A 15751-nucleotide genomic window follows, 5' to 3' on the forward strand; every position below is an offset into this window, starting at 1 on the left:
CAACGAAAAGAACAGAGGCTACCGGGGAGTTGGGGAGGCAAATGCGGACTTACCAGGATACTTGGAAGCCAGTTGAGATGTCCGCGTTACTTAACAAGTAACTAGCGGTTGGTCCGCGACCGGCTAGCGGCTGGCGATGGCGTCGAGTTCGCGCGCCAGCCGGCGCACGGCCTGCCCGGGCGTCTGCCGCCCGGTGAGCGCGTCCTGCACGACCGCCTGCACGGCCAGGCTCACCTGGTCGTAGTGGGGGCTCTTGGGACGCGGCCGGGCGGTGAGCACGGCGGTGCGCAGGGTCGGCAGATAGGGGAAGCGCCGGATGAGCGCGGGGTCTTCGTAGAGCCCGGCGCGCACGGGCGGCAGCGCGCCCCGCGTGAGCACCTGGCGCTGCACGGGCGCGCTGGTGAGGTAGGCGATCAGGCGCGCGGCGGAGTCCGGGTGCCGGGCGTGGGTGTTGACCGCGAGGTTGGAGCCGCCGAGGACGCTCGTCCCCGGACCGTCGGGCCCGGGCAGCGGTACGGCGCCGATCTTCCCGGCGACCCGGGAACCCGGGGCGGACGCCACGGCGTAGGCGTAGGGCCAGTTGCGCAGGAAGAGCAGTCTGCCGTCCTGGAAGGCCCGTTTGGACTCCTCCTCCTTGTACGTCAGCGCCTGCCTCGGGATCCAGCCCTCGCGGATGCCGCGGGCGAGGAAGCCGATGCCCTCGCGGGCGGCGGCCGAGTCGACGGTGACGCGGGTGCCCTCGCCGCCGAGGATGGTGCCGCCCGCCGAGTACACCGCCTCGGCCGCGTTCACGGTCAGGCCCTCGTAGGGCAGGAACTGGCCCGCGTAGCCGCCGAGTCCGTACTTCGGCGCGATGGTCCTCGCGTCGTGCTCCAGCTCGGCCCAGGTGCGCGGCGGGGACACCCCCTCCTGGTCGAGGATGTCCTTGCGGTACAGCAGGAGTCCGGCGTTCGTGACGTACGGGACCGCGTACAGCCGTCCGTCGTAGGTCGCCGTGTCCACGACCGGAGGCAGGAAGCTGTCCAGCGGGAAGCGGTCGCGGGGCAGCGGGCGGATCCAGCCGGCCGCCGCGAACTCGGAGGTCCAGTCGACGTCGATGTTGAGGACGTCGAACCGGCCCCGGTCGCCGCCGCGCAGGTCGGTCGTCATCTGCGCGTGCGTCTCGTCGGCGGCGTCCGGCAGCTCGACCAGGGTGACCTTCTCGCCGGGGTGGGTGCGGTTCCAGCCCTGGAGCAGCGGGCCGAGATAGCCGGTGAGGTCACCGGCGGTGGCCAGCGTGAGCGGGCCTCGGCCGCCTCCCGCGCCCTCGTCGGCGCGGGCGCCCGAGGCCCCGTAGCCGGCCATGACCACGACGAGAACGAGAAGGCCCCTACCGGCGGCGCGTATCCACCGCATAGGTTCCTCCCTGTACACCCGGCACCACGGGCACCCTCGCCCGGGGACAGAGGCCATGTATACCTGTTAGGTATGCGCGATACTAGGGCCTGGAGCACATGAACCAGACAGGAGGACAGCACGAGTGCGCCTGCCCCTCCTGGCACTCCTCGCCCGCGGCCCGGCCCACGGCTACGAGCTGAAGCAGGACCTTGAGCAACTGCTGGGCGCCGCGTACCCTCAGCCGAACGTCGGCCAGATCTACGTCACCCTCGGCCGCCTGGAGAAGTCCGGGCTGATCGAGGGCGAGGACGTCGAGCAGTCCAGCCGACCCAACAAGAAGGTCTACCACCTCACCGACGCCGGGCGCGAGGCGCTGCACGCCTGGTTCGAGGAGACCGAGGACGAGCCGCGGGTGCGGGACGAGTTCTTCATGAAGCTCGCCCTCGCCCCGCAGACCGGTCTCGCCGACCAGATCGCCCTCATCAACCGGCAGCGGCGCCAGTACCTCAACACCATGCGCAACCTGTCGAAACTGGCCGCGGCCGAGAGCCGGGACAACCGAATCGCCCACCTGCTGATCGAGGGCGCGATGCTGCACCTCCAGGCGGACCTCGACTGGCTGGAGCGGTGCCAGGAGGAACTGGAGGATCTGGAGTGAGTGACGGCCACGCTCCGGTGCTGCGGGCCGAGGGGCTGGTGAAGACCCACTACGGCGAGGGCGCGCCCGCGCACGCCGTGCGCGGGGTCGACCTCGGCGTGGCGCGCGGCGAGTTCGTCGCGATCACCGGGCCGTCCGGCGCGGGCAAGTCCACGCTGCTGCACCTGCTCGGCGGGCTCCAGCGGCCGGACGAGGGCAGCGTCTGGCTCGACGGCCGGTGCACGGACTCCTTCAGCGAGGCCCGCTGGGCGGTGGAGCGCAGGAAGGCCATCGGGATCGTGTTCCAGTTCTTCAACCTGGTCTCGAACCTGTCGGTCGCCGACAACGTGGAGCTGCCCGCGCTGCTGGCCGGGGTCCCGCCGAAGAAGGCCCGCGCCGAACGGGAGGCGCTGCTCGCCGAGCTGGGTCTGGAGGGCAAGGAGCGCAGCATGCCGGGTGAGCTGTCCGGCGGTGAGCAGCAGCGGGTCGCGCTCGCCCGGGCGCTGGTCAACCATCCGCCGCTGCTGCTCGCGGACGAGCCGGCCGGCAGCCTGGACAGCAAGGGCACGCGCGAGGTGATGCGGCTGCTGTCCCGCTTCCACGGGCGCGGCCAGACCATCGTGCTGGTCACGCACGACGCCCGGCTGGCCAGCGCCGCCGACCGCGTGATCAGCTTCTTCGACGGCCGCATCGCCGACGACGCGACCCTGGACGGCGCGCCGCCGCCCCGGCGGAGCGGCATCACCGGCGTGCTGGAGCTGAGGGACTGACCGTGCCGGACCTGAGGGACGTGCGGGCCACCCTGCGCTGGGCCCACTCCGACCTGCGCACCCACCGCGGCGAGGCGCTGTTCCTGGTGCTGGCCACCGCGGGCATCGTCGCCTCGCTGCTGCTCGCCGCCGCCCTGTTCGGCTACGCCACGAACCCCTGGCAGCGGACCTTCGCCGAGGCGCGCGGCGCCCACGTCTGGCTGCACACCGTGCCGTCCGCCGACGCCCGCGCGCTGGCCCGGCTGGACGGCGTCACCTCCGTCGCCGGTCCCTACCGCGCCGAGTCCGCCACCGTCGCCGCCCGCGGCACCCGCGCCTCCGTCGAACTGCGCGCCACCCCGGAACCGCCCTCCGTCGGCCGGCCCCTGCTCACCGCCGGGCACTGGCTGGACCCGGCCGCGCCGGACGGCGTGGTGCTGGAGAGCAGCCTGGCCCGCGCCCTGCTGGCCGAGCCCGGCGACACCCTGACGCTGCCCGGCACGGCCCGCACCCTCACCGTCGAGGGCATCGCGGACAGCGCCGAACCCCCGTACCGCCCCGGCGAGCAGTCCGGTCTGGTGTGGGCGCTGCCGTCCGCCGTGCGGGCCCCGGCCGGCCAGGTCATCGGGCTGCGGCTCGGCGATCCGTCCGACACCGACTACGCCGTCCAGCGGGCCGTCACCGTGCTGGGCGCCGGCGCGGTCGGCGAGGTCTCCACCTGGCAGCAGGCCCGCGCCGAGGCACAGGGCGACAACCGGCTGCTCGGCCAGGTGCTCGGGCTGTTCGGTCTGGGCGCCCTCGTCGCCGCCGGGTTCGCGGTGCACGGCGCCATCGCGACCCGCATCCGCGGGCACCTGCGGGACCTGTCGGTGCTGAAGGCGATCGGCTTCACGCCCGGCCAGGTCGTACGGATCTTCCTGCTCCAGCACCTGGCGTACGCGCTGCTCGGCGCGGTGGCCGCGGCCACGCTCACCGAGGGGCTGGGCAACCGGGTCCCGGGGCGGCTCGGGGACGCGGTCGGTGTGTGGCAGGGGCTGCAAGGGCACACGCTCGCGCTGTGTGCGGTGCCGGCGGGCGCGGTGCTGTTCATCGGTCTGACCACGGGGCTCGCGGCCTGGCGGGCGGGGCGGGTGCCACCGGTCCCGGTGCCGCGTCCGGCCGCGTCGACGGGCGGGCGGCTGAGCGGGGCGGCCCGGCGGGCGCTCGGGCTGCGGCTGCCGGCTTCGCTGGTCCTCGGCTGCCACAAGGCGTTCGCGGGGCGCGGCCGGTCACTGGCGACCGTGGCCCGGCTCACTCTGCCGCTGCTGCTCATCGTGGTGGCCCTCAGCGCCTGGACCACGATCGACCGTTTGCACAGCAGCCCCGAGCGGGTGGGCCTGCCGACGGCGCTCACGGTCCGCTCGGACGGCGCCCTGGACGCGTCCGGGGTACGGGCCGTGCTGGCCCGCGACTCCCGGGTCGCCGCCGCCTACCCCGGCGTCGAGGTGGCCGCGCTGGTCCCCGGCCAGAACGCGACCATCGCCCTGCGCGGCGTCGGCACCCGCGCCGAGCCCTACCCCTACGCCCTCGCCGAGGGCCGCGCCGCACGCGGACCGGACGAGGCGGTGGCCGGGCAGGGCCTGCTCGACCTGCTGGACGCGCGGGTCGGCGACTGGGTGCGGATGACGGTGGGCGACCGGCCGCAGATCCTGCACATCGTGGGCCGCACCCTCGAACCGCGCAACGCGGGCCGGGTCGTCACCACCTCCCTGGACGCCCTCAGGGAGAACGACCCGGAGCTGTCCCCGGCCTTCTACGAGCTGCGGCTGCGGCCGGGCGCGGACCCGCACCGCGTGGCCGCCGCCCTCGCCTCGGCCGGCCACGGCCACCTGGAGGTGCATCCCGTGACGAACCCCGCCGACGGGCTGTCCCCGCTGCGCGGTGTCGTCGCCGGGCTGATCGCCGTCCTGGCGCTGATCGGGCTGGTGGAACTGCTCACCGCGATCGGCGGCAGCGTCCGCGAGGGCGAGCGGGACGTGCTGGCGCTCCGGGCGATCGGCATGTCGCCACGGCAGATCACCGCGTTCACCGTCACGGCGACAAGCTGTACGGCCCTGGTGGCGGTCGTCGCCGGTACGGCGCTGGGGCTGCCGCTGGCCCGCCGGCTGATCGACGCCCAGGGCGGCTCCAGCGGCATCGGCGCCGGAATCGCCCAGTCCCCCTCCCCCGGCCTGCTGCTCCTGCTGGGCTCGGCCGCCGTTCTGGGGGCGGCGGCCCTGGCTGCCCTGCCCGCGTCCCGCGCGGCCCGCCGACGCCTCGCGGACACGCTGAGCGCGGTGGCCTGAGCCGGCTCAGGGACGCGAACCGGTCCGGGAGCCGGCAGGCACCGAGAACGCGTACGTCTTGGATCCCGGCGGTGGGGGCACCGGGGCCCCCGCGGTCCCGCGGCCTGCCCTCCTGCTCGTACGCGTCCTCGGTGTGGGTCACGACCGTCCGCGCCGGCGTCAGCAGGCAGGCGTCGGTGAGCCCCTCCGCCCCGGACGGGGCCCGCTCCGGCCGCGGATCAGCTCCGGCCGCGCAGTTCCCGGTACGTGGCGACCAGTGCCTTCGTCGACGCGTCCAGGCCGGGTACGTCGGCGCCCTCGGTGAGCGCGGGCTCGACACGCTTGGCGAGCACCTTGCCCAGCTCCACGCCCCACTGGTCGAAGGAGTCGATGTTCCACACCGCGCCCTGCACGAACACCTTGTGCTCGTAGAGGGCGACGAGCTGGCCGAGGACGGACGGGGTCAGCTCACGGGCGAGGATCGTCGTGGTCGGCCGGTTGCCCTGGAAGGTCTTGTGCGGGACCAGTTCCTCGGGGACCCCCTCCGCGCGGACCTCCTCGGCGGTCTTGCCGAAGGCGAGCGCCTGGGTCTGGGCGAAGAAGTTGGCCATCAACAGGTCGTGCTGGGCCTTCAGTTCCTCGCTCAGCTCGGCGACCGGCCGGGCGAAGCCGATGAAGTCGGCCGGGATCAGCTTGGTGCCCTGGTGGATCAACTGGTAGTAGGCGTGCTGCCCGTTGGTGCCGGGCGTGCCCCACACGATGGGCCCGGTCTGCCAGTCCACCTGCTTGCCGTCGCGGGCGACGTACTTGCCGTTGGACTCCATGTCGAGCTGCTGGAGATAGGCGGTGAACTTGGAGAGGTAGTGGCTGTACGGCAGCACGGCGTGCGACTGGGCGTCGTGGAAGTTGTCGTACCAGATGCCCAGCAGGCCCAGCAGCAGCGGGACGTTGTCCTCGGCCGGTGCGGTGCGGAAGTGGTCGTCGACGATCCGGAAGCCGTCCAGCATCTCCCGGAAGCGGTCCGGGCCGATCGCGATCATCAAGGAGAGACCGATCGCGGAGTCGTACGAGTACCGGCCGCCGACCCAGTCCCAGAACTCGAACATGTTGGCCGTGTCGATGCCGAACTCGGCGACCTTCTCGGCGTTCGTGGACAGCGCGACGAAGTGCTTGGCCACGGCGGCCTCGTCGCCGAGCGCGGCCAGCAGCCACTTGCGCGCCGAGGTGGCGTTGGTGATGGTCTCGATGGTGGTGAAGGTCTTGGAGGCGATGACGAACAGCGTCTCCGCCGGGTCGAGGTCCCGGGTGGCCTCGTGCAGGTCCGCGCCGTCCACGTTGGAGACGAAGCGGACCGTGAGGTCGCGGTCGGTGAAGCAGCGCAGCACCTCGTAGGCCATCGCGGGCCCGAGGTCCGAGCCGCCGATGCCGATGTTGATCACGTTCCTGATGCGCTTGCCGGTGTGGCCGGTCCAGGCGCCGGAGCGGACGCGGTCGGCGAAGCCGGCCATCTTGTCGAGCACGGCGTGCACCGCCGGGACCACGTTCTCGCCGTCGACCTCGACGGCCGCGTCGCGCCGGGCGCGCAGCGCGGTGTGCAGCACGGCCCGGTTCTCGGTGACGTTGATCTTCTCGCCGCGGAACATGGCGTCCCTGAGGCCGAAGACGTCCGTCGCCGCGGCCAGCTCGCGCAGCAGGCGCAGGGTCTCGTCGGTGACCAGGTGCTTCGAGTAGTCGATGTACAGGTCGCCGACCTGGAGCGTGTACCCGGTGCCGCGCGCCGGATCGGCGTCGAACAGGTCCCTGAGATGGGTGTCCGCCAGCTCCTCCCGGTGCTTGGCCAGAGCGGTCCACTCGGGCGTCTGGTTGAGCCTGGTACGGCCGTCTGCGTTCATGTCCGACTTCCGCCTTCTTTCGTGCCTGTCCCAGCCGTTCCAACCTAATTGATCAGCGCGCGGGACGAGCGGTGGAGACGCTGTCCGCACGGGCGGCCACGGGTGCGCCGGGCTCGCGTGCCGGTATCAGCGCGATGACGGCCGAGGCGAACAGGCCGGCCGCGAGCAGGGCGGGCGCGTTGAGGTCGTACAGCCCGGCCACGGCCCCGCCGAGGAACGCGCCGAGCGGGGCACCGGAGGTGGAGGACGTACGGAAGGCCGAGGCGATGCGGCCCACCATGGACTCGGGGCTGCGCTGCTGCATCAGGGTGACCTGGTTGACGTTCCAGACCATGTTCATCGCGCCGAGCAGCAGCATCCCGGCGACCAGCGCGGGCACGTGCCGCACGGAGCCGATGAGCAGCAGCGCGCCCGTCTGGAGTGTGCCGCCGAGCAGCAGGGCCCGCACCCGACCGGTGCGGCGCGCGATCCGCTGGGCGACGAGACCGCCGGCCAGGCTGCCGGCCGAGTACGCCGTCATGGCGGCGACGTAGCCGGTGTCGCCCGCGTGCAGCCAGCGGGTGACGTGCAGCGCCAGCGTGGCGATCAGGGCGCCCATGCCGATGTTGCACAGCAGTGTGGCCACGCACACCGCGCGGAGCACCCGGTCGCGCCACAGCGCGCGCAGGCCCTCCCCGATCTCCGTGCGCAGGGTGCTGCCGACCGGGCGGGGCTCCCGCTCCGGCGGCCGTATCCGCAGGGACGCCACGAGCGCGGCGGCCAGCAGGTACGTGCCCGCGTCCGCCGCGAACGGCATGAACGCCCCGGCCGCCAGCAGCAGCGGCACGAACGGGCCCGCCAGCAGTCCGCCCGCGAGCTGCTGACCGGTCATCAGCCGGGCGTTCGCACTGCCCAGGGCCTCCTGGTCCACCAGGGACGGCAACAGGGCCGTGGAGGCGTTGTCGAAGAGCGTCTGGAGCGCGGTGAGGGAGAAGGCGAGGGCGATCAGCAGGGGTACGGAGGCGTACCCGAGGCCCACGGCGAGGGCGAAACCGGCGACGAGCAGACCCCGTGCCGTGTCCACGAGCCACATCGCCCGCCGCTGGTCGACACGGTCCGCCACAGCACCGCCGAACAGCCCGAACAGCAGCCAGGGCAGATAGCCGCAGGCGGTGACGGAGGCGACGACGAGGGGCTCGTCGGTGAGGCTCACGGCGAGCAACGGCAGCGCGGACGTGCGCAACGCGTCGCCGAACCGGGAGACCACGGCGGCCGTCCACAGCCGGCCGAATCCCCCGCGCCAGGCAGGTGTCCCGCCCCCGCTCGCCGTCCCGACCACAGCCACGCTCGCCCCCTCACGCTGCGCCGATGCACACACCGTAGAGGGCACCACTGACAACGGGCCGTCCGCAGCGGGGGGAAACGGCTCCGGCCAGGCACCCGCGGGCACCCGGCCGGTCACAACTCCTAGATCTCGCCTCGCAGTTTGGCGAGCGCCTCGGCGAGGATCGCCTCGCCGTCCGCGTCGCTGCGCCGCTCCCGTACGTACGCCAGGTGCGTCTTGTACGGCTCGGTGCGCGGCGGGTCCGGCGGGTTGTCCCGGTCCTGGCCGGCCGGGAAGCCGCAGCGCGGGCAGTCCCAGGTCTCGGGAACCTGCGCGTCGCTGGCGAAGCTGGGCTGCGTCTCGTGCCCGTTGGAGCACCAGAAGGAGATGCGCAGACGCGGCGCGGACTCGCCGCGCTCGGCCTCGCCCATCGGCCCCGCCCCGACCCGGCTTCCTCGGATCGCGTTGCCACTTGCCACGGTCGTAACTCCCTGCGTGATGGTGCCGCGAAGCGAGTCGGCGTTTCGCTTCGCCGCGAGCGCCTCAGTCTACGTAAGGCCCAACGCGCGTCCAGTGATTGGAGTTACCGGCCCCCACACCCAGACGCAAGCCCCATGATAGGCCGCGCTCAGGAGCGCGTACCGAACATGGGGCTTTACGTGTGGAATGTACTGCTCGCGTGTTCAGCTGTTCGTCTTGATCAGCATGCCGAGGACGATGATGCACGCGAACCACAGCAGGCCGACCACGATGGTGATCCGGTCGAGGTTGCGCTCGGCGACCGAGGAGCCGCCGACGGAGGACTGCATGCCGCCACCGAACATGTCGGAGAGGCCGCCGCCCTTTCCCTTGTGCATCAGCACCAGCAGCATCAGCAGCAGGCTGAAGATGATCAGGGCGATCGAGAACCCCAAAACCACGGCTGGACCAACTTCCTCGGATTCGGATGGACGACGGGGGCACAGCACCCGGCTGTGCCCCCGCAAGGGTACGACGTATCGCCGCTACCGCCTACTCACGGACATGGTCACTGATCGCGGAAGCGCACGATCTTGACGAACTCGTCGGCGTCCAGCGAAGCACCGCCGACCAGGGCGCCGTCGATGTCGGCCTTGGACATGATCTCGGCGACGTTGCCCGACTTCACGGAGCCGCCGTACTGGATGCGGACCTGGTCGGCCACGTCCTGGGAGTACAGCTCGGCGATCTTGGCGCGGATCGCGGCGCAGACCTCCTGGGCGTCCTCGGCGCCGCAGACCTTGCCGGTGCCGATGGCCCACACCGGCTCGTAGGCGATCACGATGGTCTCGGCCTGCTCGGCCGGCAGGTCCTTGAGACCGCCCTCGACCTGGGTGAGGGTGTGGCTGACGTGGTCGCCCGCCTCACGGACGTCCAGCTCCTCGCCGACGCACAGGATCGGGGTGAGGCCGTGCTTGTAGGCGGCCTTGACCTTGGCGTTGACCAGCTCGTCGGTCTCGTTGTGGTACTGGCGCCGCTCGGAATGGCCGATCACCACGTAGGTGCACTTCAGCTTGGCCAGCATCGGTCCGGAGATCTCGCCCGTGTAGGCGCCGGAGTCGTGCTGGGAGATGTCCTGGGCGCCGTACTTGATCTTGAGCTTGTCGCCGTCGACCAGGGTCTGCACGGAGCGCAGGTCGGTGAAGGGCGGCAGGACGGCGACCTCGACGGCCTCGTAGTCCTTGTCGGCCAGGGCGAACGCGAGCTTCTGGACGTGTGCGATGGCCTCCAGGTGGTTGAGGTTCATCTTCCAGTTGCCCGCCATCAGCGGCGTGCGCGTGCTCAAGGGTCAGTCCTCCAGTGCGGCGAGGCCGGGGAGCGTCTTGCCCTCAAGGTATTCGAGGGAGGCGCCGCCACCGGTCGAGATGTGGCCGAATGCCTTGTCGTCGAAGCCGAGCGTGCGCACGGCCGCGGCGGAGTCACCGCCGCCGACGACGGTGAAACCGTTCGTGTCGACGAGTGCCTGGGCGACCGCCTTGGTGCCCTCGGCGTAGTCGGGGTGCTCGAAGACGCCCATGGGACCGTTCCAGAAGACGGTCTCGGCGTCGGCGAGCTTCGAGGCGTAGAGCTCTCGGGTCCTGGGGCCGATGTCCAGGCCCTCCTGGTCGGCGGGGATCTTGTCCGCGTCGACCACGGTGTTCTCGGTGGGCGCCTTGGTCTTCAGGTCCGGGAAGGTCCGGGAGACCACGACGTCGACGGGGAGCAGCAGCTCGACGCCCTGCTTCTCGGCGCGCTCCATGTACTCCGTGACGGCCGGGACCTGGTCCTCCTGGAGGAGGGAGATGCCGACCTCGTAGCCCTTGGCCTTGAGGAAGGTGTAGGCCATGCCGCCGCCGATGAGGAGCCGGTCGGCCTTGCCGAGCAGCTGGTCGATGACGGCGAGCTTGTCGGAGACCTTGGCGCCGCCGAGCGCGACGACGTAGGGGCGCTTGACGTCCTCGGTGAGCTTCTTCAGGACGCCGACCTCGGTGGTGATCAGGTAACCGGCGTAGTGCGGCAGCCGGGCCGGGAGGTCGTAGACCGAGGCGTGCCCCCGGTGCACGGCGCCGAAGCCGTCACCGACGTAGACGTCGGCGAGAGCGGCCAGCCGGTCGGCGAACTCACCGCGCTCGGTGTCGTCCTTGGACGTCTCGCCGGGGTTGAAGCGCAGGTTCTCGATGACCGCGACCTGGCCGGGCTGGAGGCCGTCGACGGCGTCGTGGGCGGCGGGGCCGACGGTGTCCTGGGCGAAGGCGACCGGGGCGCCGAGCAGTTCACCGAGGCGCTCGGCGGCGGGCAGCAGCGAGAAGGCGAGGTCCGGGGCACCCTTGGGGCGGCCCAGGTGCGAGGCGACGACCACCTTGGCGCCCGCGTCCGCGAGGGCCTTGACGGTGGGCAGGACGGCGCGGATGCGGCCGTCGTCGGTGATCGTCCCGTCGGCCAGCGGCACGTTGAGGTCGGCGCGGACGAAGACCCGCTTGCCGCTCACGCCGTCGGCGAGAAGTTCGTCGATCGTCTTCATGGGAGTGGACTCCTACAGGAGGGCTCGTGGTGCACCTGATCGTAAAAGGACGTGGTCAGTACGTGGGACAGGGCCCGGACAGCGCGACGGTGCGCTGCACGGGCCCTGCTCCCACTTCGGGGTCCTGCTTCGGCGATCAGAGCTGGTTGCCGACGAAGACCGTGAGGTCGACGAGGCGGTTGGAGTAGCCCCACTCGTTGTCGTACCAGCCGATGACCTTCACGTTCTTGCCCTCCTGGACCATGGTCAGGGAGGAGTCGAAGGTGCAGGAGGCCGGGGCGTTGACGATGTCGGAGGAGACGATCGGGTCCTCGGTGTAGTCGAGCAGGCCCTTGAGCTCACCCTCGGCGGCCTTCTGGAAGGCGGCGTTGACCTCTTCCTTGGTGACCTCGCGGCCCAGCTCCACGACCAGGTCGGTGACGGAGCCGGTCGGGACCGGGACGCGCATGGCGATGCCGTCCAGCTTGCCCTTGAGCTGCGGCAGGACCAGGGCGGTGGCCTTGGCGGCACCGGTGGTGGTCGGGATGATGTTCTCGGCGGCGGCACGGGCGCGGCGCAGGTCCTTGTGCGGGAAGTCCAGGATGCGCTGGTCGTTCGTGTACGCGTGCACCGTGGTCATCAGACCCCTGACGATGCCGAAGTTCTCGTCGAGGACCTTCGCCATCGGCGCCACACAGTTGGTGGTGCAGGAGGCGTTGGAGATGACGTGGTGGTTCGCCGGGTCGTACTTGTCCTGGTTGACGCCCATCACGATGGTGATGTCCTCGTCCTTGGCCGGAGCCGAGATGAGGACCTTCTTCGCGCCACCGGCGATGTGCTTCGCGGCGTCTTCCTTCTTGGTGAAGATGCCGGTCGACTCGATGACGATGTCGACACCCAGCTCGCCCCACGGGATGTCGGCCGGGTTGCGCTCGGACAGCACCTTGATGGTGTGGCCGTCGACGGTGATCGTGTCGGCGGTGTGGGAGACCTCCTGCTTGAGGCGGCCCAGGATCGTGTCGTACTTGAGCAGGTGCGCGGTGGTCGCCGTGTCACCCAGGTCGTTGACAGCCACAACCTCGATGTCCGCTCCCTGCTCCAGCAGCGCGCGGAAGTAGTTACGACCGATGCGGCCGAAGCCGTTGATGCCTACGCGGATCGTCACGAACCGATCTCCTCGTTGGTACGCCGGCTATGCGGTGCCGGCGAGCTCTGTTTGGGATGTCCCCGACCACCACCGACCCTACCTCTCTGCGGGCCCCGAGGTGACATCGAGATGGCCCATACACGGGCAGGCGGTCCGTACCAGTCAGTAGAGGTACGGACCGCCTCGGATCGACAGCGGATTCACCCGTATTTAGTACGGAACGCGGGGCGCTTCCGACGTCGTTTTCACTCGTTCGTGAGCGGGTCGGCTCACTTGATGCACCCCCTCTACGCGCACCGTTGAGAGGGGGTACCGCTCACCTGTCGAGCGAGTCGAACGCCTTCCGCAGCAGAGCCGTCCGATCGGCCGCCGACGGCACCTGTTCCAGACCGAAACCGAGCAGCACGGTGTCGTCCGTGGTGACCGCTCCGTACGTCTGGAACAGCGTCCCGGTGCGCGTCCAGTCCTTCAGCACCGCCGGGCTGCCGACGGGTGGTCCGGCCGCCTTCCAGGCGCCGAGGTCCGACTCGAAGCCCTCGGTCTCCCGCGCCGTGCCGCCGACGACCAGCGAGGCGTCGTCGGCGAGGACACCGTGCCCGCCGCTGCCGGGGTCGGTGATGTAACTGATCGAGATCTCGACGGACCTCCCGGCGTACGCGCTCAGGTCGAAGCCCGCCTGCTGCCAGCCGCCGGAGCTGCCGGTGAGGCTGTGCCACGCACCGGTGGTGCCGGTCGCGGCGCAGGTGTTGCCGGTGAGCGTCAGGTAGTGCTTCAGCCACGGGTGCTCACCGATCAGGAAGCCTGCCCCGCACTCGTCCGGCACGGCCGCCTTCGTGGCCCCTCCGGCCTCCGGCAGCGTCGTCCAGTCGTCGGCGCCGACGGTGTGCGCCTCGACCACCGCGTGGTCGTAGCCGCGCTCGGTGTCCCACAGCAGCCGGGTGCTCAGGGCGGGCTGGTCGGCGGCGGCGACCCCGGTGAGGTCGATGGTGCGGGTGAGGCGCTTGTAGGCGTCGTCGGTGTGCACGGCGGCGGCCATCGAGGCACCCGTGTACGGCCCGTACGGGTTGACGGTGCCGGCGAAGGTGCCCGCGCCCGCGCTCTTGAACTGCGGGTAGGTGGCGACCGGCAGCTCGTCGGAGGTGACGCCGTAGGTGCCGGCCTTGTCGAGCGGGTTGCCGGGCGCGTCGCCGAGGGCGCCGCTGAAGCCGTCGAGCGCGCCGGAGCCGGTGAAACCGTTGGCCCCCTTGGTCGACGTACGGCTGTAGGCGCCGAGGTAGTACTGGCTGAAGTCGTCGGACAGGGTGCCGTCGCCGAGGTCGACGCTGCCACCGGCCAGCTCGCCGGCCTCGATCAGCCTGCCGCCCTCGTTGAGGTAGGCACGCAGCCGGAGCTGGGTGGCGTTGGCGGGGCCGCCCGCGCCGGAGTAGTGCACGACCGTCCGGAAGTGCTTCAGCACGCCGAGCGCGTCCGGGGCGCCCTGCGTGGCCACGTCCCACACCAGCGCCCGGTGCCCGGCGCCCTTCAGCGCGTCCACGTACGTCCGCGCCTGTGCGGCGGCCGTGCCCTCCTCGGCGACCACCAGGGTGTCGGCCGCCGGCCGCTTCGCGATCGTGTAGGTGAAGTGGGTGCTGGAGACCTTCTTCCCGCCCCTGGTCCGGCCGGTGAACCACACCTCGACCTTGTCGCCCGGCTCGCCGTCCCGCACCTTCGCGCGGTACTCGTCGAAGTAGAGGTTGTCCTCACCGCCGTACGTCCGCCCGCCCCTCCAGTGCTTCAGCGCCTGGTCGCGCGTACGGCCGCCGTTGACGCGGTACTTGAGCTCCTTGTCCCGGACCGCCCTGCGGACGACGACCGAGACCTCCTGGTCCGCGCCCCGGGAGTACGACGTCGAGAACGCGGCCGGGGTGAAGTCGGCGGCGCTCAGACCGACCGAGGAGACCGGCTTGTCGGGGTGTACGGCGGTCTCGGCGACGGAGAGCGCGAACGGGATGTTCTTGGCGAACTCCTGCTGGACCAGCTTCTCGTCGTCGGGGAAGTTGAAGACGGACTGGCAGTCCTGGCTCTTCCAGGCGTCGTCCGGGTCGAGGTCCGACGCGGTCTGACAGGTCGACATCTCCGGGGTGAACATCGCCATCCCGTTGACGTTCGACGCGTGGCCGTCCGCCTCGCCGTTGGTGGTGTACAGCTCCGAGGAGACCTGCGGGTGGTAGCCCGGGACGGCGGAGTCGCCGGGGGTGCCGGCGAGCGCCTTGTAGAGGACGTCGTCGGGGGTCGGGGTGGCCACCTGCCAGCCGACGCCGTAGAGGAGGAGTTCGGCGGCGGAGTGGTAGTTGATGCCGTACCGGAAGCCGACGCGCTTCTCGAAGGCGTCGAGGGCCTTGGTCTCGGGCTCGGAGCCGGGGCTCGCGCCGCGGTAGGTCTGGCTGGTGGGGTTGGGGGACGAACCCTCGTCGTCGTAACCCCACTTGTAGGGGAAGTTGCGGTTGAGGTCGACGCCGTCGCCCGTACTGATGACGCCGTCGCCGTTGACGTCCCGCAGGTTCTTGCGCCACAGGCGGGTGCCGGAGTCCTTGAACGTGTAGTCGTAGCCGTCCGGGTTGGCCGAGAGGACGAACCACAGCTCCGTCGAGTCGACGATCTTCTTGACGCGCCGGTCGGTCGTGTAGCGGTCCAGGTAGTAGTGCATCAGGCGCCGGGTCATCTCCGGCGTGATCCACTCGCGCGCGTGCTGGTTGGACATGTAGAGCACGGCGGGCCTGGAGCCGTCCTTCGACTTCTTCGCGTTCCTGGTCAGTTTGAGCGCGAGGATGTCCTGGCCGCCGAGGGTCTGGCCGATGGACTCGACCTTGGTGAGGCCGGGGTGGGCCCGGGCGGTCCGGAGGATCTCCTCCTTGAGCCCGCCGCTTCCGCTGTACGGGCGGAACACGCCCTGGGCGGCGTCCTCGACCCTGGCCTCCGCCTTGGCCGAGAGCGCGTGCTCGGTGAGGTCGACGCCCTGCTCGCGCAGTCGCGCGGCCTGCTTGCCGGTGAGGTAGACCTCGACCTCGGTCCTGCCGCCTGCGCCCACCCGCTCACCGAGTTCATGGCCGTCCTGACCGGCCTTGAGCAGCAGGGGTACCTGCTGCCCGGTGACCTCGGCGCGGTAGACCTTGACCTCTTCCGGCCCGGACGGCGCCGGACTTCCGTTCTGTGCCTGGGCGATGGGCGCGAGGCTCGCTCCGCCGATCAGAAACGCGCCGACAGCGAGGACCGATCTCGCTCTGTGTCTCATGAACCCCCCTAGCGGTGGTCCGCCACAGCGACGAACAGGTTGCCAGGCTCATGCCACTTGATGATCGAGTCAAG

Annotated in this window: 12 protein-coding genes; 3 read left to right on the plus strand and 9 right to left on the minus strand. The window is 71.1% G+C overall.

Annotation, left to right across the window (positions count from 1 at the left end; genetic code table 11):
* Window positions 1-123 precede the first annotated feature (123 nt).
* Complete coding sequence (locus tag IE273_RS14045) at window positions 124-1395, minus strand: ABC transporter substrate-binding protein (protein ID WP_189815501.1); 1272 nt, start codon at window positions 1393-1395, stop codon at window positions 124-126.
* Window positions 1396-1519: 124 nt separating this feature from the next.
* Here IE273_RS14045 and IE273_RS14050 point away from each other — a divergent pair, with 124 nt between their 5' ends.
* Genes IE273_RS14050 through IE273_RS14060 form a run of 3 tightly spaced genes read left to right on the plus strand, consistent with a single transcriptional unit; the run spans window position 1520 to window position 5087 of the window.
* Window positions 1520-2035, plus strand: coding sequence for a PadR family transcriptional regulator (locus IE273_RS14050; RefSeq protein WP_189815502.1), 516 nt, complete (start codon window positions 1520-1522; stop codon window positions 2033-2035).
* On the plus strand, window positions 2032-2784 hold the full coding sequence (locus IE273_RS14055; protein WP_189815503.1) for an ABC transporter ATP-binding protein: 753 nt from the start codon (window positions 2032-2034) through the stop codon (window positions 2782-2784). Before IE273_RS14050 ends, IE273_RS14055 begins: the two co-directional genes overlap by 4 nt.
* A 20-nt stretch (window positions 2785-2804) precedes the next feature.
* Window positions 2805-5087, plus strand: coding sequence for an ABC transporter permease (locus tag IE273_RS14060; RefSeq protein WP_189815703.1), 2283 nt, complete (start codon window positions 2805-2807; stop codon window positions 5085-5087).
* A gap of 218 nt (window positions 5088-5305) precedes the next feature.
* On the opposite strand, the gene pgi is transcribed toward IE273_RS14060, so the two are convergent.
* The 8 genes from pgi to IE273_RS14095 all read right to left on the minus strand — a co-directional run bounded on the left by pgi (window position 5306) and on the right by IE273_RS14095 (window position 15677).
* The gene (gene pgi, locus IE273_RS14065; protein ID WP_189815504.1) at window positions 5306-6958 is read right to left on the minus strand and encodes a glucose-6-phosphate isomerase; all 1653 of its coding nucleotides are present in this window, start codon (window positions 6956-6958) and stop codon (window positions 5306-5308) included.
* Window positions 6959-7010: 52 nt separating this feature from the next.
* Window positions 7011-8204, minus strand: a complete 1194-nt coding sequence (locus IE273_RS14070; protein ID WP_229887234.1) for an MFS transporter — start codon at window positions 8202-8204, stop codon at window positions 7011-7013.
* A gap of 200 nt (window positions 8205-8404) precedes the next feature.
* Window positions 8405-8740 carry an RNA polymerase-binding protein RbpA gene (locus IE273_RS14075; RefSeq protein WP_003976875.1) on the minus strand — a complete coding sequence of 112 codons (336 nt, stop codon included), beginning with the start codon at window positions 8738-8740 and terminating at the stop codon, window positions 8405-8407.
* A gap of 204 nt (window positions 8741-8944) precedes the next feature.
* Window positions 8945-9175 (minus strand): preprotein translocase subunit SecG, encoded by a 231-nt coding sequence (secG, locus tag IE273_RS14080; protein ID WP_041665101.1) that lies wholly within the window; start codon window positions 9173-9175, stop codon window positions 8945-8947.
* Window positions 9176-9288: 113 nt separating this feature from the next.
* On the minus strand, window positions 9289-10065 hold the full coding sequence (gene tpiA, locus IE273_RS43480) for a triose-phosphate isomerase (protein WP_229887226.1): 777 nt from the start codon (window positions 10063-10065) through the stop codon (window positions 9289-9291).
* A gap of 3 nt (window positions 10066-10068) precedes the next feature.
* The gene (locus IE273_RS43485; RefSeq protein ID WP_229887227.1) at window positions 10069-11280 is read right to left on the minus strand and encodes a phosphoglycerate kinase; all 1212 of its coding nucleotides are present in this window, start codon (window positions 11278-11280) and stop codon (window positions 10069-10071) included.
* A gap of 136 nt (window positions 11281-11416) precedes the next feature.
* Window positions 11417-12424, minus strand: a complete 1008-nt coding sequence (gene gap, locus IE273_RS14090) for a type I glyceraldehyde-3-phosphate dehydrogenase (RefSeq protein WP_189815505.1) — start codon at window positions 12422-12424, stop codon at window positions 11417-11419.
* A gap of 298 nt (window positions 12425-12722) precedes the next feature.
* Complete coding sequence (locus IE273_RS14095; protein ID WP_189815506.1) at window positions 12723-15677, minus strand: M14 family metallopeptidase; 2955 nt, start codon at window positions 15675-15677, stop codon at window positions 12723-12725.
* Window positions 15678-15751: the final 74 nt, after the last annotated feature.

The organism is Streptomyces olivaceoviridis, from assembly GCF_014650115.1.
GTDB classification, from domain to species: Bacteria; Actinomycetota; Actinomycetes; order Streptomycetales; family Streptomycetaceae; genus Streptomyces; species Streptomyces olivaceoviridis.